At 73.4% G+C, this 21350-nt stretch carries 14 protein-coding genes; 6 read left to right on the top strand and 8 right to left on the bottom strand.

The features are described 5' to 3' along the window. Positions 1-49 precede the first annotated feature (49 nt). From PGH47_RS13520 to PGH47_RS13505, 4 genes are all read left to right on the top strand, one after another. Positions 50-946 carry a DUF6424 family protein gene (locus tag PGH47_RS13520; protein WP_271663638.1) on the top strand — a complete coding sequence of 299 codons (897 nt, stop codon included), beginning with the start codon at positions 50-52 and terminating at the stop codon, positions 944-946. Positions 947-1247: 301 nt separating this feature from the next. Then, complete coding sequence (locus tag PGH47_RS13515; RefSeq protein ID WP_271663637.1) at positions 1248-1925, top strand: response regulator transcription factor; 678 nt, start codon at positions 1248-1250, stop codon at positions 1923-1925. 18 nt (positions 1926-1943) lie between these two features. Further along, positions 1944-3206: a sensor histidine kinase gene (locus PGH47_RS13510; protein ID WP_271663636.1), complete on the top strand. Its 1263-nt coding sequence runs from the start codon at positions 1944-1946 to the stop codon at positions 3204-3206. Between the two features lie 274 nt (positions 3207-3480). Continuing rightward, positions 3481-4836 (top strand): hypothetical protein, encoded by a 1356-nt coding sequence (locus PGH47_RS13505; protein ID WP_271663635.1) that lies wholly within the window; start codon positions 3481-3483, stop codon positions 4834-4836. Between the two features lie 13 nt (positions 4837-4849). Here PGH47_RS13505 and PGH47_RS13500 read toward each other — a convergent pair whose 3' ends face one another. The 7 genes from PGH47_RS13500 to PGH47_RS13470 all read right to left on the bottom strand — a co-directional run bounded on the left by PGH47_RS13500 (position 4850) and on the right by PGH47_RS13470 (position 18022). Then, the gene (locus PGH47_RS13500) at positions 4850-5887 is read right to left on the bottom strand and encodes a rod shape-determining protein (RefSeq protein ID WP_271663634.1); all 1038 of its coding nucleotides are present in this window, start codon (positions 5885-5887) and stop codon (positions 4850-4852) included. 217 nt (positions 5888-6104) lie between these two features. Next, the gene (locus tag PGH47_RS13495; protein WP_271663633.1) at positions 6105-10841 is read right to left on the bottom strand and encodes an SAV_2336 N-terminal domain-related protein; all 4737 of its coding nucleotides are present in this window, start codon (positions 10839-10841) and stop codon (positions 6105-6107) included. After that, positions 10831-11847, bottom strand: coding sequence for an AAA family ATPase (locus tag PGH47_RS13490; protein ID WP_271663632.1), 1017 nt, complete (start codon positions 11845-11847; stop codon positions 10831-10833). The genes PGH47_RS13495 and PGH47_RS13490 overlap by 11 nt, the downstream gene beginning before the upstream one ends. Before the next feature lie 25 nt (positions 11848-11872). Continuing rightward, positions 11873-13612, bottom strand: a complete 1740-nt coding sequence (locus tag PGH47_RS13485; RefSeq protein WP_271663631.1) for a VMAP-C domain-containing protein — start codon at positions 13610-13612, stop codon at positions 11873-11875. Positions 13613-13747: 135 nt separating this feature from the next. Beyond that, positions 13748-15085, bottom strand: coding sequence for a carboxyl transferase domain-containing protein (locus PGH47_RS13480; protein WP_271663630.1), 1338 nt, complete (start codon positions 15083-15085; stop codon positions 13748-13750). Continuing rightward, positions 15082-16524: an acyl-CoA synthetase gene (locus tag PGH47_RS13475; RefSeq protein ID WP_271663629.1), complete on the bottom strand. Its 1443-nt coding sequence runs from the start codon at positions 16522-16524 to the stop codon at positions 15082-15084. The genes PGH47_RS13480 and PGH47_RS13475 overlap by 4 nt, the downstream gene beginning before the upstream one ends. 52 nt (positions 16525-16576) lie before the next feature. After that, complete coding sequence (locus PGH47_RS13470; RefSeq protein WP_271663628.1) at positions 16577-18022, bottom strand: SLC13 family permease; 1446 nt, start codon at positions 18020-18022, stop codon at positions 16577-16579. A gap of 217 nt (positions 18023-18239) precedes the next feature. On the opposite strand from PGH47_RS13470, the gene PGH47_RS13465 reads away from it, so the two are divergent. Next, the gene (locus PGH47_RS13465; RefSeq protein ID WP_271663627.1) at positions 18240-18947 is read left to right on the top strand and encodes a FadR/GntR family transcriptional regulator; all 708 of its coding nucleotides are present in this window, start codon (positions 18240-18242) and stop codon (positions 18945-18947) included. A 254-nt stretch (positions 18948-19201) separates the two neighbouring features. Here PGH47_RS13465 and PGH47_RS13460 read toward each other — a convergent pair whose 3' ends face one another. Continuing rightward, positions 19202-20275 carry a MerR family transcriptional regulator gene (locus tag PGH47_RS13460; protein ID WP_271663626.1) on the bottom strand — a complete coding sequence of 358 codons (1074 nt, stop codon included), beginning with the start codon at positions 20273-20275 and terminating at the stop codon, positions 19202-19204. Positions 20276-20406: 131 nt separating this feature from the next. Between PGH47_RS13460 and PGH47_RS13455 the strand changes: the two genes are divergently transcribed. Continuing rightward, the gene (locus PGH47_RS13455) at positions 20407-21285 is read left to right on the top strand and encodes an ATP-grasp domain-containing protein (protein ID WP_271663625.1); all 879 of its coding nucleotides are present in this window, start codon (positions 20407-20409) and stop codon (positions 21283-21285) included. The last annotated feature ends 65 nt before the right edge of the window (positions 21286-21350 follow it).

The raw sequence follows: 21350 nt of genomic DNA, 5'->3' as shown, positions 1-21350 counted from the left end.
GCGGGTGGTACCGGCGGACGATGGAAGGAGAGCCGAAAGGAGGCCGGACATGACTGATCTCCTGGCACGGCCGGTGACCCGGAGCAGGTTCCAGCTCGGCAAGAACCGCAAGGAGAACCACCCTTGGGAGATACGGGTCGTCAAGCACCCGGAGCGCACCCAGTCCTCGCAGTTCCGCGCCGCGAAGGCGACCGCGAAGCTGATCCTCGCCGAGCTGGCGGCCGCGGACGCGGAGCTGCCGTACGGCCCGGGCCCCTGGGAGATGCACCACGGCGGCAGCCTCTGGGTGAAGACCGAGCAGGGCGGAGGCGGCTGGCGGATGTACCGGGCCCGGGTCGGCATCGAGTGGAGCGCGCAGTTCTGCGCCGACCCCGAGAAGGTCGACCGGCTCCGCCGCGAAGCCGCCGAGCTGATCGCCGCTTTCCCGCTGACCCTGCCCGCCCTGGACGAACTGGGCTACAAACGCGCCCGCAAGCTGCTCGACACCCAGATCGAGGACGCCGACGGCGTCGAGGCGTGGACCGACTCCCTGTTCAACTCGTGCGTGCCGCTCACCACCCCCGACCACTCCGGCGTCCTGCCCAAGGCGGCCGGCGAGCACCACTACCCCTGGCCGATCAAGGCCGCGGACTACTTCCGGTACGACGACTTCCAACTGTGGGTGACCCTCCCCGACGGCACCAACGCCGGCGTCACCCCCGTCGGCCGCCGCGGCTCCGGCGAAGGGGAACTGCGCATCGTGCACGCCCGGCACGGCAGTGCCGCCGGGGACGCCGTCGCGGAGGCGCAGCGGCGCCACATGATGGCCGTCGTACCGCCGGACAGCCCGATCGCGCTGGCCGCGTTCGAGCAGCAGATCCCGCGCGGCGCCAGGACCGCCGCCGGGCCGCTGCACACCCGGCGGCGTGCCTCCACGGGCGGCGCACGCGGTGGTACCCCGAGGTGAGCCAGGGGCGCCGTCCTCCCCCGGAAGTAGCTCCGCCCCCATCCGCTCATGCCACGGACGCATGACAAGTGCCTCCGTGGGCACGATGTGCCGAAAGGTTGCGGAGAGAAGGCTGGTCGCAACGGACCCGAGATACGAGGAGGGCGCCATGAACCGCCAGACCCATGTTCGTGTTCGTGTCACCCGCCGGCCCGCCGCTCCCCGCGACACCAGGGGCGAGATCGACCGGCGCACGCCGTCGGGACGGATCCTGCCGTACTGACACCGGGCCCGGACGCCCTCACCGACGTAGCGTGAGGGCATGCGGGTGCTGGTCGTCGAGGACGAGGAGCGGTTCGCGGCAGGGCTCAGGGACGGCCTGGAGGCCGAGGGCTTCGCCGTCGACGTGGCCCTCGACGGGGTGGACGGCCTGTGGCTGGCCCGCGAGCGCGGCTACGACGCGATCGTCCTTGACGTGATGCTCCCGAAGCTCAACGGCTACCGCCTGTGCCGGACCCTGCGCGCTGAACGCGACTGGACGCCCATCCTCATGCTCACCGCCAAGGAGGGCGAGTGGGACGAGATCGAGGGCCTCGACACCGGCGCCGACGACTATCTGACCAAGCCCGTCTCCTATGCCGTGCTCCTGGCCAGGCTGCGCGCGCTGCTGCGCCGGGAGGCACGGCAGCGGCCCGCCGTGCTCGCCGCCGGCGATCTGCGGCTCGACCCGGCGGCCCGGACCGTCAGCCGGGGCGGCCATGACATCGACGTCACCGCACGGGAGTTCGCGGTCCTGGAGTTCCTGCTGCGGCGGACCGGGGAGGCACTGTCCAAGCGGACCATCCTCGACCATGTGTGGGGCGACGACTTCGAGGGCGACCCCAACATCGTCGAGGTGTACGTACGGCGGCTGCGGAACAAGGTCGACCGGCCCTTCGGACGGCAGTCGCTGCTGACGTCGCGGGGGCACGGGTACCGGCTCGTGCCCGACGACGGGTGACGGGAGCTCTGGCGCCCCATGACGAGCGAGCGGGACGAGCGCCGGCTGCGGGCGGTACGGGTCCGTGCCACGGCCGTCGCCGTGCTCGCCGTGGCCCTCGCCCTGATCGCCGCCGGTGTCGGGCTCGTCGTCGGGCTGCGCACCGAGCTCAGCGGCGACGTACGGGACGCCGCCCGGGAGCGCGCCTCGGAGGTCGCCCAGGTCATCGAGGCGGGGCGCGGGGTGCCCGCGCTGACCGTGTCCGCGCCCGACGAGGAGTTCCTCCAGGTCCTCGCGGCGGACGGCACCGTCGTCGCGGCCAGCGAGAACGTCGCCGGGCGGCCCGCGGCGGCCCGGCTGGAACCCGGTGAGAGCGCCACCGTGGACGCCCCGCTCCTCGACGACCCCTTCCTGGTCGTCGCGGTCGGCGCCCGGGACGGGGACCGGGAACTCGTCGTCCTCGACGGGCGGGACTCCTCCCGGGTCGCCGAGGCCACGGACACCGTCACCTGGCTGCTGCTCATCGGCCTGCCCGTCCTGCTCGTCCTCGCCGCCGCGGCGACCTGGGCCGGCGTCGGCCGCGCCCTGCGCCGGGTGACCCGTGCCGAGGCCGCGCAGCGCCGCTTCGTCTCCGACGCCTCCCACGAACTGCGCTCACCCGTGGCCACCGTCCGCCAGCACGCCGAAGTCGCCCTCGCCCACCCCGAGCGCGCCGACACGGGGGCCCTGGCCGCGACGGTGCTCGACGAGGCCCTGCGCATGCAGCGCCTGGTCGACGACCTGCTGCTGCTCGCCCGCGCTGACGAGAGTGCGCTGCTGCGGGGCGGCCTGCGGCCGGTCGACCTCGACGACCTGGTCCTGGCGGAGGCGGCCCGGCTGCGGTCGGCCTCGCCGGGTGTGCGGGTCGACAGCACGGCGGTGAGTGCGGGGCGGGTGAACGGGGACGAGGAGGCGCTACGGCGACTGGTGCGCAACCTCGGCGAGAACGCGGCGCTGCATGCCCGGGCGCGGGTGGCGTTCGGGCTGTCCGACGTGGGGGACGGGTGGGTGCGGCTGGTGGTCGAGGACGACGGGGCGGGTGTGCCGGCCGGCGAACGGAGGCGGGTCTTCGAGCGCTTCGTACGGCTGGACGAGTCCCGGGCGCGGGGAGTGGGGGTGGGTCCGGGGCTGGGGCTGGGTGGGGCGGGGTTGGGGCTGTCGATCGTCGCGGAGGTGGCGGTGGCGCATGGGGGGCGGGTGGAGGTGGGGGTGAGTGAGGGGTTGGGCGGGGCGCGGTTCGTGGTGACCTTGCCGGCGGGTTGAGTGCGGTTCGCCCAGGGGGTGGTGGTTGCGGGGCGGGTGCAGGTGGGTCGTGGCTGGTCGCGCAGTTCCCCGCGCCCCTAAAAGACAAGCACGTGCAGCGGACGCCCCTTCAGGGGCGCGGGGAACTGCGCGACCAGCCCCCACGCACCCGCAGCGGACCACCTCCTGCTCAAGCCCTTTCTGACACGGCGTTCAGGGACGTTCAGGGTCCGTTCAGGGCTTGCGAGGCACTCTCGAAGCGTCTGGACTTGCGACCGGTATCGAGGAGGCCGTCATGAACAGTCGCCGCAAGTTGCCGTGGCCGGAGGCGGTTCTGGGAGCCGTCGTGCTGACGGTCGGCGCCTGCTCGGGCGGTGCGGGGAACGCGCGCGCCGGCGACTGCGTGCACGTCGTCGACGAGCAGACCGGCGAGACCGGCAAGGACTGCCTGCCGCTCGCCCCCGAGAGCGACCGTGTCGACCTGGCCCAGCCGAAGTTCACCGACCCGACGCGGATCACCAACCCCCTGCACCCGACCGCCGAGACGGACCAGGTCGTCATGGGAGGCCAGACCGACGGGGAGCCGTTCCGCACCGAGGTCAGCACGCTGCCCGGCACCAGGACCATCGACCTCGGCGGCGACAAGGTCCAGGCCCTGACCTCGCAGTACGTCGCCTTCGCGGGCGGCCGGGTGCACGAGGTCGCCCTCGACCGGTACGCCCAGGCCGACGACGGTTCCGTCTGGTACCTCGGCGAGGACGTCTTCAACTACGAGGACGGCGTCGTCGCGGACACCGAGGGCACCTGGCAGGCGGGCCGCGACAACGCGCCCGCGGCGATGATCATGCCGGCGCATCCGGAGCGGGGTGACGTCTACCGGACGGAGAACCTGCCCGGCGTGGTCTTCGAGGAGGTCACGGTGAAGCAGATCGGCCGGACCGTCGACGGACCGTACGGGCCGGTGAAGGGCGCGATCACCGTGCACGAACTGCACCTGGACGGCTCGACGGAGGACAAGACCTTCGCCCCCGGGTACGGCGAGTTCTCCACCGGCAACAGCGGCGGCGACCTGGAGGCGGTGTCACTGGCCGCACCGACGGACACGCGACAGGGCCCGCTGCCCACGGAGTTGAGGACCCTCGACCGTGCCGCGAGGGCCGTGCAGGACGGCGAGGTGACCGCCGCGGACCTGGGCGCGGTACGCGAAGCGTGGACGGCGTACCGCGACTCCGACGCCGTACCGAAACTGCTCGCGACCCAGATGACCCGCGACCTCGACTCGCTCGACGAGGCCGTGACCGCGAAGGACGGACAGGAGACGCTCGCCGCGGCCCTGCGGGTCGCCCAGAACACGTCCGACCTGCGGCTGCGGTACGAGCCGGTACGTACGGTCGACCTGGACCGCTTCGCCCTGTGGGCACGGCAGTTGGGGATCGACGCGTCCGCCGGGGACGAGGGCGCCGTCGCCGGCGACGTCACCAGCCTCGAACTCGTCTGGGAGCGGCTGAAGAACGACACGGGCGGTGCGGTGGCGGCCACGGTGACGACGGACCTGAACGCGGCCCGCGCGGCGGCGGACCGCAAGGACCTGGCGAAGGCGGAGGAGCTGGCGCCCGGCCTCGCGGAGCACCTGGCGCAGCCGGCGCGCTGAGGCCGGCCGGGGTTCAGGAGGAGATCGGGTTCAGTTCCATCGGCTCGATCTTGCCCTCCAGCATGGTGCCCAGGCCCTGGACCGCGCAGATGTCGGGTCGCTCGGCGATGTGCACCGGCATGCGGGTGGCCTGGCGGAGCATCTGGTCGAAGCCGGGGAGCAGGGCGCTGCCGCCGACCATCATGATGCCGCGGTCGGCGAGGTCGGCCACCAGGTCGGGCGGGCAGTCGCGCAGCACCTTCCCGATGCTGTCGAGGACGGCGGTGAGCGGCGTCTGGATGGCGTCCCGCACGGCGGCGGTGTCGACCTGCACGGAGCGGGCGAGGCCGGTGCAGACGTCGCGGCCGTGGATCTCGGTGGAGGCGGGGCCGTGCGGGGTGAGCCCGTTGCCGGACAGGGCGAGCTGGAGCGGCCGTACGTTCTGGCTGGGCAGCATCAGCTCGTGCTCGTGCCGCAGGTGCTGCACGATCGCGTGGTCCACGGCCTCGCCGCCGACCCGGATCCGCTCGGCGGTGACGATGTTGCCGAGGGAGAGCACGGCGACCTCGGTCGCGGCGGCCCCGCACACCATGATCATGCTGGCCTCGGGCTGCTCCACGGGCAGCCCGCAGCCCACGGCGGCGGCGATGAGGGTGTCGACGAGTTCCACGCGCCGCGCGCCGAGACCGACCAGGGTCTCGATCGCCGCGCGCTGGGCGAGCGGGTCGGCGTCGTGCGGCGTGCAGGCCGCCGCGCGCAGGAACGGCTTGCGGCGCAGGGCGCGGCGCATCTTGTCGCCGAGCAGGTGCCGCAGCATGCGCTGCGCCATCTCGATGTCGACGACGGTGCCGCCGGAGACGGGCCGCATGACGCGGATGTAGTCCGGGGTCCGGCCGGTCATCCGCTCCGCGAACTCGCCGACTGCGATCAGGGCGCCGGTGCGGGTGTTGACGGCGGCGACGGACGGCTGGTCGACGACGAGCCCCGAGCCCTTGACATAGACACGGGTCCTGGCCGCCCCCAGATCGACGGCGAAGTGGCAGCGACGCAGCTGCTCCAGAGTGGCGGTCATGGGGGTCCTCCCGGAAAACGCAGACCATGGGTCCGCCGGGTGGGTGGCGGGCCTCGCTTTGGGTGACGGGTCGTGGGTGCGGGCCGCCGTGCGGCGAGCCTCCTTGACATCGATCGTGAGGGCGGACCAGGAGGGGGCGCCTTCTGGAGGGGGCCGGGTGGGGTGCCGCTGAATGGGGGGTTCTGGATCTGATGGGATGTCAGGCGGCGTGTCGCGGTCAGAGCGAGTGGGCGGCGTCGAGTAAGGGCGCGAGGCTGTCGACGATCAGGTCGCAGCCGGCCTTGCGCAGGCGTCGTTCGACCGCGGGGGAGCCGGCGTAGCCGATGACGGGGATGCCACGGCGCCGGGCGGCCGTGACCTCGGCGGCCGTGGAGGTGATCAGCAGGAACGCGGCGGTGCGGCCGAAGCGGCTCTGGGCGAGGCGCAGGCGCTCCGGATCCGGCATCAGCGGCAGACCGCGGCCGAAGACCGCCGACACGGGAAGTTCCCGGGGTTCCAGGTAGCGGTGGACGACCCGCTCGCAGAAGTCGGTGACGACGGCCAGGCGGCGTCCGCAGGCGTGCAGAGTACGGACGAGATCACCGACGCCCGGGGTCGCGCGGGCCCCGGTCACGGCCCGCAGCTCCAGTTCGTCGAGGCGGTCGCTCAGGAGCGTGGCGAGGGTGCCGTTGTCCGCGAAGGCGCGCAGTACCTCCAGGGGGTGTACGAGTTCCTCCTGGAGCGGGATGGGGGCACCGCCGGCACCTGTGAGGGGTCGGCCCGCCAGCGCGTCCTCGGGGTCACGGTGGTCGACGACCAGGGAGAGCAGGTCGAGGGCGGCGCTGCGGGCTGCCTTCGCGGAGAACGGACTGGTCAGCGGCCCCTCGAAGCCGAGCAGAACGATCTCGGCAGCGCGGAGGAGATCGGCGGGGGTGGCCGTGGGGGCCGTGTCGGACGGCTGCGGGGGCGCGGGGGTGGCCTGCCCCGGCGGCGTTTCACCCGCCAGCTGGACCGCGCACGTCACCGACAGCCCGGGCACCGGCCAGTTCTGCAGCCGGGCGCGTACGGCCTGCTGGGCGGCCCCGGCCCGGCGCAAGGGGTAGCGGCGGGTGATACGGCTCGCCTCGGTGGCGACGTGCCTGAGAAGGACGCCGACGACGCCCGTGGCCCCGCTGCGCAGGAAGGCGACCGGGTCCTGGACGTGCCAGGACAGCTCGGCCGTGGCGACGAAGGTCCCGCCGCCTGAGCCGGGGAGGGAGAGGACGGTGCCGGTGCGGTGCACCGTGAGGTCGACCTCGTAGTACGTCGTGAGCCGCGGCGGATTCCTGGAGAGGGGGTGGGCCGGGTGCAGGACGATCATCGGGCCGTCGCTCGGGGCGATCACCACGGCCGTGCGGCCCGGGTCCGGGGTGCCGAGCCTGCCGGCGTCGGGAGTGGTGAAGGGGCCCCGCACCAGGTCCTGGGGGCTCTCGTCGGTCTGGCCGCGGCCGGGCAGATTCAGGGTGCTGTACCAGGCCAGGGGCGCACCGGGTCCGTGGCCCGTGCGCAGCGGTTCGAAGCGGGCCGGGCCGAGGGTGGCGGAGCTGTCCGCGAACTCCTCGTACAGGGTGGGGGAGACGACGACCAGCACGTCCGCGTCGGCGGCGTCGAGAACGGCCTGCACCTCCTCCGGTACGACGGGCCGGGTCGACTCGGCGAACCAGGGCGCGTGCCAGAACGTCACGCGGAACCGCGGCGGCTCCTCGACCTCCGCCAGGGCCTCCGGCAGATTGCGCAGCAGCGCGACCAGTACGGGCAGGACATAGGCGTCCGGCTCGGTCAGCACGACGTAGCCGTTGTCGCGGGCCAGTACCTCGTACTGGTGCGAGGCCAGATCCCCGCGGGACAGCAGCTGGGTCACCGCGCGGCCCAGGGCGTCCCGGGTGTCGGGCCGTTCGTCCAGTCCGGCCGCCTCGAAGACGATCGTCGGCCGCTCGCGTCCGGGCGCCGCGTGCAGCTCGACGTACAGCTCGTGCAGGGCGGGGTCGATCGGATCGCCGTGTTGGCGCTGGCGGACCTCGGCATAGGACTCGTACGCCTCCATCGCCTCCGTGATCCGGCCCATCCCCTTCAGCGCCAGGATGTGCAGCCGGCGAAGGTCCTCGCGGTCCGGGTGATCCTGCACGAGGCCGGCCAGATCGGTCGCGGCCTGTGCGAAGTCACCGCATTCCAGGTCGAGTTCGGCCCGGGCGGCACAGAGTGTGAGGCGCAGGGTGCGCAGCCGGGCACGGGTCGCCTTCGCGGCGGGGCCGGGGATGCCGTCCAGGGGATCGCCGTAGAAGAGGCTCAGGGCGTCCTGGACGAGGGAGCGTTGGGCGTCCGGGGGCAGGTCGTCGGTGCGCCGGGCGACGAGTTCCTCGCAGTGGTGGATGTCGAGGTAGTCGCCCGGCAGGTGCAGCGCGTACCCGTCGGTGAGCTCGGCGAGCGTGCCGGCGCCGAGGCAGTGCCGTACTTCCGTCGCCACCTCGTGCAGGCGGCGCGTGGCCTCCGCGCCCGACGGAGGCCGCTCCCAGAGGCCCTCGGCCAGCTGGGTGCGGGTGACGCGGCGACCCTGCTTGAGCAGGAGCATGCACAGCAGGGCCTGAGCGTCCGGGGACGCGGTGAGGAAGCGGCCGGCCCGCCTGATGTTCAGGGGGCCGAGCAGGGTGATGCGCAGGCGGTCGGCCTCCACCCCGCCGAGCGACCAGTCGAAGGCGGCCGAGCGCGGCAGCCGCCGTACGGCGTCGACCGGATCCGTGCCCTGCGCCAGTTCCGCCTGCAACCGCTGGAACCTCAGACTGACCGGGCTGTCCGAGGCCAGGGCTCTGAGCATCGACCTGAACAGGAGGAAGTCCGACCTCTCGTCGTGGCCCTGTGAGTCCTCTCCCAGCGCGAACCTGCTGATCACCACTGCCCCGTCCGGGCGCAGCAGCAGTCCGTCCCAGCCCTCCTGCCCACGCACCAGACCGCGCTCGTGCAGGGCCTCCAGCGCGGGTACGACATCGGACACCAACTGCGCGTACACCCGGAAGGAGACCCCCGGCCCACTGCCGAGCAGCAGCTCGGCCAGTGTGATCCCGTCCACGAACTCGGCCACCAGATACGGCCGTTCGGCCTCCACGCCGTAGTCCAGCACGCGTACGACATTCGGGTGCCGCAGCTCCGCCAGTGCCCGCGCCTCCCGCAGGAACCGCTCCTGCGGGGCGGCTTGCGGCCAGTAGCGGTGTACGACGACGGGCCGGTCGGTCTGCATGTCGACAGCCGCCCACATGCGCTGACTCGGCCCCCGCCGGCCCAGCAGCCGGTACCGCCCGCCGACCAGACCCTCCTCGGTCTCGCCGCCCAGTCGCTCCACCGTCTCGGCGCGGACCGTCGCGAACTCCGTCCCCTCCTCGCCCTGTGTCTCGACACGGAACTCACCCGGCGTGACGGCCGCCTGCTCGTCGATCGACTCGCCCACCCGGGCCAGGAACTCCCGCGTCCGTGTGCGAGCCGTCCGTGGCAGGGACCGCAGCAGCAACTCCCGCACCCCCGGCCGGAACTCGTACGACCCCGGCGGCCCCGGGACCGCTGTCAGCAGGCCGCTGAGGATGATCTCGGCCAGGTGCTGCGGGCGAGGGCTGCGGTCCAGGGCGCGTTGGACGAGACGCATCACCGGCAGGGAGGGATTGGCCAGTGCGAGATGGCCGGCGATACGGAAGGCCTCCGGGGAAGCGGTGGCCCGGAAGTGCAGGACCAGGTCCGGCGCCGGCAACGCGGTGACGGCCGGGGCCTGTTCGGCGGGCGGTTCCGGCGTCGGAGGCAGCCAGGCCAGGGCACCGGGCGTATGGCCGCCGCCCGGCGCGGCGAGCAGGGCGGCCCAGTTGGCGAGCCAGGCGGGCGCTGGCTCCAGCACGGGAAGCGGGAGGGCGCCGTGGATCGACTCCCGGGCCGCATTCTCGTACGGCACGAAGGTCAGCGCGGCCGACGGTGCCGCCGCGGTCGGCGCGGTGAGCAGGCCGGGGGCGGCGGGCAGGGCCGTGGTGTGCCAGAGGTGTTCGGGCAGTGGCTGTACGACGGCCAGGGGCATGCGTGTCGCCCAGCGGCGCAGGGTGCGGTACCAGCGGTCGCCCGCCGGACCGGGGCGCCACTGCGGGCCCATGCAGTCGCTGACGATCAGGGTGGCCGTGCGGCCGTCGGCGAGCAGGGGGACGTGGTGGGCGCGGCCGTCAGGGGTGGCCCGGTGCACGGTGACCGTGCGGAAGACGCCCGACTGGGCGAGCGTGGTGTGCAGTTCACGCACCAGGGGCCGCCACACGGGCATCGTCGGGCCCGTGTCGTACACCAGGTTCAGGCGCAGCCAGCGGTCCGGTGCCGGGCGCAGCACCGGGAACCACACGTCGGGACGTCCGCCGAGCCGGGCGATCCGGTCGGCCGTGGCGTCCTCGTCGAGGAGCCGGGCGCGAGGGGAGGGGACCTTGCGCTTGAGGGGGCGCAGGGCGCGCTGGAGCGCGAGGGGGTGGGCGAGCATCGGGGGCGCGGGGGCGAACAGCGCGGTGGTGCCGTGCGAGTGCGCCGCGCCGGGGTGCGAGGGCTCCGGGAGGTGGAGAGGGACGCGTCCGCCGGAGGGCGGGGCGGGGGTTCCGGGCGCCGCGGTGTTCGACGGGGCGGGGTCTGCCGGTACCGCGGTGGGCGCGTCCGGGGTGACGGTCGAGTCGGCGATGGGGCGGGTGGCTGCCGCCGGGCCGTGGCCCCCTTCTCCGGGTCCGCCCAACTGCTGGGCGAACCAGAGGAGTTCGGCCAGTTCCCGGGATGTGGGCCCGCCGTCCGTAGAAGGGTCGGAACCCGTGGCGGCGGCCAGGACGGCGGCCAGCCGGGCGACGCCGGACCCCGCACCCTCCGCGGAACGTACCGACGATGAAGCGGCCGGCCCCGGAGCCGACCACCTTTGCTCCTGTCCTCGCCCCTCAGAAGCCATCGCCGTCGGCCGCCGTGCTCAGAAACGGCATCAGCCGCTCGGCCAGTTTCTCGCGGGAGTCGGCCTCCAGGCCGGCGACCCCGGTGAGGTAGATGGCGTTGAGGAGCTGGTCCGTGGCCAGTTCGCCGGTGCCGGCGCGGGTCAGGAACTCGGCGATCAGCCCCTGAGCCCGCGCATCGGGTTCGCCGAGATGGGCGCGGACGATGTCGGTGAGCTGGGTGCGGTCGGGGCGGCGCAGCCGCAGCCGCACGCAGCGGCGCAGGAAGGCGGGCGGGAACTCACGTTCACCGTTGCTGGTCAGGACGACGAAGGGGAAGGCGCGGCAGCGGACCCGGCCGCGGGCGACCGGCACCGGGGTGTCCGTGCCGTCGGCCAGGACCTGCGCCGTGCCGTCGCGGGAGTGGCGGGCCGCGCGGACCAGTTCCGGGATCTCGTACTGGCCCTCCTCCATGACGTTCAGCAGGTCGTTCGGCAGATCGAGATCGCTCTTGTCGATCTCGTCGACGAGGAGGGCGCGCGGACGGTCGTAGGGGAGCAGGGCCGTGCCCAGGGGGCCGAGACGCAGATGGTCCTCGACGCCGTCGGGGGCGTGGGTGTGGCCGTCGTCCCTCCGGGCCGCGTACAGGCGGGAGAGCGGGTCGTACTGGTAGAGGCCGTCGGCGAGGGTGCTGCGACTGGTGATGTTCCAGCGCAGCACCGGGCCGAGGCGCAGCTCGCGGGCCACCGCGTAGGCCAGTGACGACTTGCCGGTGCCGGGCGGCCCGGTGACCAGCAGCGGGCGGCGCAGACACAGCGCCGCGTTGACCAACTGGACGCTCTCCGGGGTCGGCACGTACGTCCTCGCCCGGTGCACCCGGTCCGGGGAGACCGCCGCCTCGTCGTCGGTTTCGCCCGGCGGCGACAGCGCGGGGCCGCCGTCGAACGCCCGCCACGGCGGCGGCGCGGGCAGCTCGGCGACGGCGTCGTGCGGCTCGTTGGTGCCGGTGTAGACGGACCAGTGCGGCATGGTGCTCCCAGGGGCGGCGGACGGGTCAGGCGACGGGCGACCGTCGGTGTACGGCCGTGGCGTGCGGGTCGGTGAAACGGCGGGGGTCGTCCCACAGGAGCTGGATGTCGCGCGCCCAGTGCTCCTCCTCCGCGTCGGCCAGCTGCCGCAGATTCAGCACCTGGCGCGGGAGCTGGGCGGGCGGCACCTGGGAGACGAGGGTGTCGAGGGCGTCCAGGAACGCCGTGCCGGGGCAGTCGGAGGCGCCCGTGCAGTCCGCCCGGTCCGGGTCGCAGCCCCGCCGGGACCACACGATCACCGGGGCCGGCGCGGTCAGCGACGTCTCGAAGTGCGGGCGGGTGCGGGCGGCATCGGACGTCGCCCCGAAGCCGGCCAGGCACTCCTCGGACTGCACGAGCGCCAGCCGCAGCTTCCGCGGGTCCTCGACACCCCCGCACGCGACGCGGTGCACACGGGCGCCGGTACGGGAGTCCAGTTGCTTCCAGGCACTGGTCAGGACATGCCGCGTGCTGGTTCTGCGCCGGGCGTGGTCGGTCACCACCACCGGGTGGACGCAGCCGAGCGGTGTGTCGTCGTCGGGCCCCTTCTCCCAGCGGTCGACGGGCCAGTCCAGCCAGTCGCGGGGCAGCGCGAAGGCGATCAACTCGTCCGCGCCCGGCGTCAGATGACAGAAGGCGTCCTCGATACGGTCCTGGACGCAGGTCCGCAGCAGGGACTTCGGAACCGTCTGCGCCGGCACCGGATGCCGGCGCCCCGCGCTGTACGCCGACACCTCCACCCGCACCAGGTCCGCACCGGCGCCGCTGTGCCCCAGCTCGACGAGGATGGCGCCGGTCTCGGCCCGGGGCGGCGCGGTGAGCAGGGCGTCGAGACGGTCGGCGAACCGTGTCACGGTGTCCGGGTCGTCCACCTCGCACAGCACGAACCACGCGGCCGACCACAACGAGCCGAAGCCTTCCCGGGGCGGCAAGGGGTCGTACGAGCCCGCCGCGGCCGAGTAGAGCCGCATGGGGTCGCAGTCGAGACCGGCACGCGCGGCTCGCTCGACGAGCGCACGCAGCCGGGGGCCGTCGGGATGGCCCGGGACCGGGGTGACGGGTTCGGAGTCGGGGACGAAGCGATGCTCCGGGTCGCGCTTCCGCATGCCGCGCGGCTGCGGCACGAGGGCGCTGAGTCCCGGCCAGTAGCGGGCGAGCACACGCGTGGGCATCATGCGTCCGGTGCGCACGCCGTGGGCGCCGGCCGCCGCCGTGACCATGCCGATGACCTGGCCGGTCTCGACCAGGGTGACCGCGGCACCGCTGAAGCCGACGGCCAGCGGCTGGCCGTGCCCGCTCCAGGTCTCCAGTTGGATCCACTCGCCGCTGAGCAGCAGCTCGGTCACGGTGCGGCACTCGGCGATCGTGCCGTCCTCGTCGTACCCGGCGGGGAAGCCGTAGGCCATGAGCCTGCGGTCGTCGTGCGCGACGTCGGCGGGGGCGAGCGGAGCCGGGACGATCTCCGGCTCACGGTCCAGCTCCAGCACGGCCATGTCGCCCAGTTCGGACATCCGGCCGTCCCAGCCGCCGTGCGCCACGACCCGCGCGGCCACGGGAGCCTCGTCGGGACGCTGCGGGAAGGTCACCGTCACCGGTGCGACGTCACCGTCCTCGATCACGTGCGCGCAGGTCAGCACCTTGTCGCGGGCCACCAGGAACCCCGCCCCCGACACCCTGCCCCCGCACTCGATCCGGGCATGCCACTCCGCACCCCGCAGACCTGTCATGACGCCCCCGTCACCCGTCGTCCGTCGAGCACACCCATTGTTCCGGACGGCCGTCGCAGCCGCCCCCGCTTTCGGAACCTGTCCCTTCCCGACGGCCTTCGCCGCCGACCGTCCCCTCCCCTCGTCCTCCGCTCCCTACCCTTCGACGACGCCCCGGATCACTCCCAGCTCCACCAAGTCGTGCGGTCTGATCCGCAGTTGATCCGCCGTCGCCTCCACCTCCCCTTCCCCGCGCTTCAGGATCGCCGCAGCCATCTCCGGCCCGATCACCGAGAAGTAGCTGTCCGGGGTCGCCCACGTGTTGCCCGGCGCGGCCAGGGCCAGGGCGCCGCCCGAGCCGCCCTCGCCGATCAGGAGGGTGGTGATCGGGGTGCGGGCGGAGGCCACCGTGCCGAACAGGTCCGCGATGGCCGCGCCCACCCCCTGCCGCTCCGCCTCCGCGTCGTTGGCGGCGCCCGGTGTGTCCACCAGGGTCAGTACCGGGATGCCGAGCCGGTCCGCGAGGCGGATCAGGCGGGTGGCGGTGCGGTAGCCGGCGGGGCGGGTGGCCGTGCCGGTCTGGGCGGCGTAGGCGATCGTACGGCCGTCGTGCTCGCCGAAGCCGCAGAGCATGCCGTCGGGGTCGGTGCCGCCGCAGCGGTCGCCGCTGATGGTGACGCGGTGGGTGAAGTAGGCGTCCAAGTAGGCGTCGGCGCGGGGGCGACGGGGGGAGCGGGCGCGCTGGACCGCGGCCCAGCCGGTGGACGGCAGGGTCGTGGTGCCGAGGGGGGCCGGTGGTGGGGCGGGGGCGGTGGAGGGGGTCGTCAGCAGGCGCAGCCAGCGGGCCAGTCGGCCCCGTAGCTCCCCGGGGCGCACCACTCCGTCCACCGCCCCCGCCGCCACCTGCGCCTCCGCCGTGTACGCCGACGGGTCCGCGTCCGGTGGGCGGACCCGGGAGCCGGCGAACCCGATCTGGGCGCCGGGCAGGGCCAGGCTCACGTCGGCGCCCGCGCCGAGGGTGGCCCAGCCGCCGCCGGTCGTCGGGTCCCGGAGCACCGCGATCTGCGGCAGGCCGGCCTCCCGGGTGAGCGCCGACTGGCGTGCCACGCGCTGGAGTTGGGTGAGGGCGAGCATGCCCTCCTGCATCCGGCTGCCGCCTGTCGCCACCAGCGGGACGACGGGCAGGCGGTGGGCGCGGGCATGGGCGTACGCCGCCTCCAGCCGGTCGCCGGTGCGTTCGCCCAGCGAACCGCCCAGGAAGCCGAACTCGAAGGCGATCAGGACCGTCCGCGTCCCCTCGATCGTGCCGGTGCCGCAGACCACCGACTCGTGCTCCCCGGTGCGTTCGACGGCACGGGCGCGCGAGGCGTCGTAGCCGTCCCAGGCGAGGGGGCCGTCCGGTGCCGACTGCCTTTCCGGGTACGGGAGTTCGGTGAAGGAGGAGTTGTCGGTCAGCAGGGCGACGACCTGCCGGGCCGCGAGCCGTTCCGTCATGAAGTCAGCGCCCGCTTCATGATCTTCCCCATGTCGTTGCGGGGCAGCTCGTCCAGGTGGTGGACCCTGCGGGGGCGCTTGTGCGGGGCGAGGCGGGCGGCCACATGGTCCGCCAACTCCTCGATCGACGGCGGCGACTGGGGGTCGGACGGGACGATCCACGCCACGATCCGCTCGCCCAGGTCCGGGTCCGGCTCCCCGGTCACCGCCGCCTCCCGCACCCCCGGGTGTTCCAGGAGCGCGTTCTCGATCTCGCCCGCCCCGATCTTGTAACCCCCGCTCTTGATCAGGTCGGTGGCCTTGCGGCCGACGATACGGACGTAGCCGTCGGCCTCCCGCACCGCCATGTCGCCGGTGCGGAACCAGCCGTCGGCGGTGAACGCGGCGGCCGTCGCGTCGGGGCGGTTGAGGTACTCGGTGAACAGGTTCGGGCCGCGCACCTGGATCTCGCCCACCGTCTCGCCGTCCTGCGACGTGATCGGCGTCCCGTCCTCCTCCACCAGCCGCAGCTCCACGCCCGGCAGCGGCACGCCGACGGTGCCGGCCCTGGCCTCGCCGTCCGCGCGGACGCTGGTGTTCATCAGCGTCTCCGTCATGCCGTACCGCTCGACGACCCGCTGCCCGGTCGCCGCCGTGATCCGCTCGTGGTCGTGGACGGGGAGCGCCGCCGAACCCGACACGAGCAGACGGGCCTTGCCCAGCGCCTGCGCCAGGCCCGGGTCCTCGGGCAGGGCCTGGGCGACGCGGTGGTACATCGTCGGCACGCCGAACATCATGGTCGCGCCCTCGTTCAGCTCCCGCGCCACGCCCTCCGTGCCGAACCGGCCCAGGTGGCGCACCGATCCGCCGCGCCGCAGCGGGCCGAGGACGCCGAGGACCAGGCCGTGCACATGGAACAGGGGCAGGCCGTGGACCAGTACGTCCTCGCCGGTCCACTGCCAGGCGTCGGCGAGCGCGTCCAGGGTGTGGGTGACGGCCCGGCGGGGGATGACGGCGCCCTTGGGCGGGCCGGTGGTGCCGGAGGTGTAGACGATCAGGGCGGGGTCCTCGGCGGACGCGTGCGCGGCCGGGAGCGGGGCGGCGCCGCGCACATCCACATCAACGCGTTCCAAGTCGCCCAGAGCTGCGGGCAGTTCGTCCCCTGCCGCCGCCAGCACCACCGTCGGCGCGCAGTCGGACAGGATGTGCCCGAGCTCCTTCTCCCCGGACTTCGGGTTGAGCGGTACGGCGGCGACACCGGCCTCCAGCGCCGCCACCACCGCAACGGCGGTCTCCAGCGCCGGGGTCGCCCAGACGGCCACTCTGCCCGCCCCGCCGATCCGTGCCGCGAGGGCACCGGCGGCGGCGCCGAGCTCGCCGTACGTCAGGGTCCGGTCGCCGAAGCTCAGGGCCACCCGCCCCGCCGGACCGGCCGTCAGGGCCGGGAAGAGAGAGGACACGCGTCGTACTCCTTAGCTGTTCAACGGACACCGAGTGCTGTCGTCCACCGGCCTACCCCCAGCCCGGCACGACCATCAACAGCCACACCACCGCGGGCACCACCGCCACCACGATCCCTCCGTACACCATCAACTGGCGGAAGAAACGCTCACGGTCGACATCGGGTGCCGCGGCCAGCACCAGCGCGCCGTTCGTCGAGAAGGGACTCACGTCGACCACCGTCGCTGACACCGCGAGTGCCGCCACCATGCCGACCGCGCCGATCTCGCCCTGCGCCAGGAACGGCACGGCGAGCGGGATGAGCGCGCCCATGATGCCGACGGACGAGGCGAACGCCGAGACGATCGCGCCGATGTAGCAGAGCAGTACGGCGGCCAGCAGCGGTACGCCGATGCCGCCGACGCCCTCGCCGGCCCAGGTGATGGTGCCCATCTCGTCGAGTACGCCGACGTACGTCAGCACACCGCAGATCAGCAGCACCGTCGGCCAGGCGATCTCGCCGACCGCCTTGCGGCTGTCGTCCGGCCAGATCGCGCTGAGGACGACGGCGAGGGTGATCGCGGTCAGGCCCGCGTCCAGGTCGAGGACGAGGACGGCGATGACGAGGGCGACCAGGGAGAGGAGGGTCGCTATGCGGGGTGGGGTGAGGGGGAGGGAGGAGGAGGTGGGGGCGGGGGTCGCTTCGCGGGTGGCGGTCGCGGTGGGGGAGGAAGAGGGGGAGGGGGTGGGGGCGGGGGTGGGGGAGGAGTGGGTGCCGGGATCTGTCGTGGTCCCTGTGCCGGTCGGTTGTGGCTGGTCGCGCAGTTCCCCGCGCCCCTTCAGGGCACCTCCGGCGCCCTCCAAGCCTCCGTGGCCCTCCACGCTTCCGTCGACCTCTATCACCGACCCCTGCCGCCACAGCCGGAGCCCTCCGCACGCGACGAACACCACCGCCGCGATGACGAGGTTGACGATCAGCGAGGCCAGGAACAGCGTGACCTCGTTGCCGGGCAGCTTCTCCCGCTCGACGATGCCGTTGACGATCGAGCCGTAGATGCTGATCGGCGAGAAGCCGCCGCCCTGCGCGCCGTGCACGACCATCGCGCCCATCAGCAGCGGGCTGATCCCGTAACGCGCGGCGAAGCTCAGCGCGATCGGCGCGACGATCGCCACTGCGGCGGGGCTCACTGCTCCGATCGCGGTGAGCGCGCCGGTGAGGGCGAACATCACCCAGGGGATGAGCGCCACCCGACCGCGCACGAGCCGGACGGAGGCGTGCACCAGCCAGTCGGTGGTGCCGTTGGAGCGGGCGATGGCGAAGAGGTACGTGACGCCGACGAGGACGACGAACAGATCGCCGGGGAAGCCGGCGAAGATGCCGTCCGCGTCGAGGTCGGCGACCAGCGTGCCGACCGCGAAGGCGGCGGCGAAGGCCAGCGCGCCCATGTTGATCGAGCGGGTCGTCGCGATGACGAACACCACGGCGAGGACGAGGATCGAGATGAGTTCGGGGGACATGCGGGCTCCCGTCTTTGGGTCCCGGAGCGGTTGCGGGGTTCCACACCCCTTGGATTGGCAAAGTGGCTGAGCCAATTGGGGTGATGGCTGGAAAGCGTGGGCTGGCGGGCCGGGAACGTCAAGGGTTCGCACAAGAATTGGCTCAGCCAATTGGCCACTCGATGCGCCCGATCACCTGTCCGCCCGGTGTTACGCTCCCGACGAGAAGGGGGAAATCGTGACCGACGCCCTGCGCCCCATGACCAAACAGCGCCTCTACGAGCAGGTGCTCGACCGGCTGCGCGCCTACGTCGCCGAAGGCGGTCTCGGTGCCGGGGACCGCCTGCCGACCGAGCGTGATCTGGCCCAGCGGCTGGGGGTCAGCCGGGCTTCCGTGAAGCAGGCGATCGTCGTCCTGGAGGTGCAGGGCCTGGTCGAGGTGCGGCACGGGGGCGGCATGTATCTCGTCCGCGACAGCCTCGACGTGGAGCCCGTGGAGCGGATGGTCGAGCGCCGCCGGCGCCTGCCGGACGTCCTGGAGGCCCGCGAGGCGCTGGAGACGAAACTCGCCGAACTGGCCGCCGAGCGCCGCACGGAGGAGGACCTCGCGGCGATGCGGTCGGCGCTCGCGCACATGGCGAGGGAGATCGAGGACGACGGCCACGGGGTCGAGGGCGACCGCCTGTTCCACGCCGCCGTCACCGCCGCCGCGCACAGCAGCATCCTCGCCGAGTTCATGCGCTCCATCGCCGGCCAGATCGCCGAGAGCCGCACCGAGTCGCTGCGCCAGCCGCACCGGCCCACCCGCTCCCTCGCCCAGCACCAGGCCATCCTCGACGCCATCGCCGCCGGGCAGCCGAGCCGCGCGGCCACCGCCATGCGCCGCCACGTCCGCACGGTGGCGAAGGTGCGGCTGCTCGACTGGGAGCCGGACGGAGAAGGCTGACCGCGGGTTCCATCCTGCGCGGACCCCTCCCAGCCGGGGTGCCGGTGGCGACAGTGAGCTACTGGGCGGCGGAGTATCCGGGGAGCCTGCCGGTGAGGGACGTCGGCTGGACGCTCACCCCGGTCCCGTGCCGGAACCCTTTGTGCTCAGCGTCGAGCTGTACGCCCTCGACCTGCGTTGCTGAGCAGGCGCAAGGGCTGGAAAGGCAGCCACAACAGGCGACCGAGGCAGATGCGGAGGGGGATGGAGTGCGATCAGGCCGCCGACGGCCCCACCACGTCTGCCACCACGCAGCTGACGTTGTCCGGGCCGCCGGCCTCGTTCGCTGCTGCTATCAGGGCGTGGACGGCCGTGTCCGGGGTTGGGGTGGAGGTGAGGAGGTGGCGGATCTGGGGGTCGGGGATGACTCGGGAGAGGCCGTCGGAGCACAGGAGGTAGCGGTCGCCTGGTTCGGCGTCCTGGAGGCGCAGGTCCGGGGTGGCGGTCGGGGTCAGGGCCTTGAGGAGCAGCATGCGCTGGGGGTGGGTCGCCGCCTCCTCCGGTGTCAGGCGGCCCTCGTCGATCATCGACTGGACCACGGTGTGGTCGTCCGTGATGCGGAACAGGCCGCCGCCGCGCAGCACATAGGCGCGGGAGTCGCCGATGTGGACCAGGGCCAGCCGCGAGCCCGTCCACAGCAGTGCGGTCAGTGTCGTACCGGCGTCCTCTCCATCGCCGGCCACCGCATCGTGCACGGCGTCCGTCGCTCCCCGTACCGCGTCGTCCAGGAGGTTCAGGACGTTGCCCGTGGGAGCCTCGGGGGTGTCCAGGATGCGGAGGGCGTCGATGGCGGCGCTGCTCGCGGGGTGGCCCGTCGGGCCGAAGCCGTCGGCCACCGCCAGCAGGCGGGAGCCGGCGTAGGCCGTGTCCTGGTTGGCGGGGCGGACCAGGCCCCGGTCCGAGTGGGCGCAGTAGCGCAGTTCCAGCATGGTGGTGTCCTTTCTCGACACAGACGCAGCGGACAACTCCTCTACGAGGAACTCCGCGAGATCGCGCCGCGCCGCCGTCTCCGTCTCCACCCGCGCCCAGTACGCGCGGATCTCACGGGCGGCGTCGGCCGGTCGCAGCGCGCACACCTGACGGATCCGGGCCAGCGGCATCCCCAGCCGCCGCAGCCACGCGACCAGCCTGGCCCGCTCCAGCTGCGCGACGGCGTAGTACCGGTACCCGGTGTCCGGGTCCACCCGGCCGGGCTTCAGCAGATCCAGCTCGTCGTACAGCCGCAGCGCCTTCGGCGACAGCCGGGCTGCCTTGGCGAAGGCCCCGATCGTCAGCATGTTCTCGCGCATCGCGATCCCCTCGATTCCTCGCACCGATGCTGTGGCTTCACCGAAGGTGAAGGTCAAGCGGGCTGTCCCGGTTCCGCAGAGGCTTGTTAGCCTGCGGAACCGCACACCCGTCCGACACGGAGGAGCCCGGCGTGCCCCGCATCGCCCTCGTCACCTGCCGCCCCGGCGCCCAGATCAGCGTCGACCGCGACCTGCCCGTGCTGGCGCGGGCACTGACGGAGGCCGGCGCCGAGGCCGACATCGTGCACTGGGACGACGAGACGGCCGACTGGGGCCGCTACGACCTCGCCGTCATCCGCTCCACCTGGGACTACAGCTGGCGCGCCGCCGAGTTCCTGGCGTGGGCCGAGCGCTGCGGCAAGGCCACCCGGCTCGCGAACCCGGCCGGCGTGGTCCGCTGGAACGCCGACAAGCGTTACCTCGGCGACCTCGCCGCCGCCGGTGTGCCCGTCGTGCCCACCCGCTACCTCGCCCCCGGCGACACCGCCGACCTCCCGGCCGACCACGAGTACGTCGTCAAGCCCACCTCCGGCGCGGGCGCCCGCTTCGCCGCCCGCTACACACCCGACGAGCACGAGACGGCCGTACGGCAGCTCGCGCGCATGCATGCGGAGGGGTTCACCGCGATGGTGCAGCCCTACGTCGAGAGCATCGACGTCAGCGGTGAACGGGCGCTCCAGTTCTTCGGCGGCCGCTTCCTGCACGCCGGCCGCAAGGGCGCGGTCCTCACCCCGGGCACGCCCTACGACGAGCGCAAGGTCGCCCACCCCGGCCTGGAGCCCTGGACCCCGACCCCGGCCGAACTCGCCGTCGCCGAGCGCGCCCTGGCCGCCGTACCCGAGGCCGCCGAGCTGCTGTACGCGCGCGTGGACCTCGTCGACGGGGAGGACGGACAGCCCCGGGTCATGGAACTGGAGCTGGTCGAGCCGAACCTCTTCCTGTGGCTGCACCCCGGGTCGATGCCGCGCGTCGTGGAAGCGCTCCTGGCGGAGGCCGCCACCTCTCGCTGAGCTGGCTTCTGGTGGAGGCCGCCGCGGTCCGCTGAGCTGGCTTCTGGTGGAGGCCGCCGCGGTCC

Origin of the sequence: Streptomyces sp. HUAS 31 (assembly GCF_028198125.1) — a bacterium.
In the GTDB taxonomy this organism is placed as follows: Bacteria; Actinomycetota; Actinomycetes; order Streptomycetales; family Streptomycetaceae; genus Streptomyces; species Streptomyces chartreusis.
This window is presented reverse-complemented; position numbering and strand designations above follow the sequence as displayed.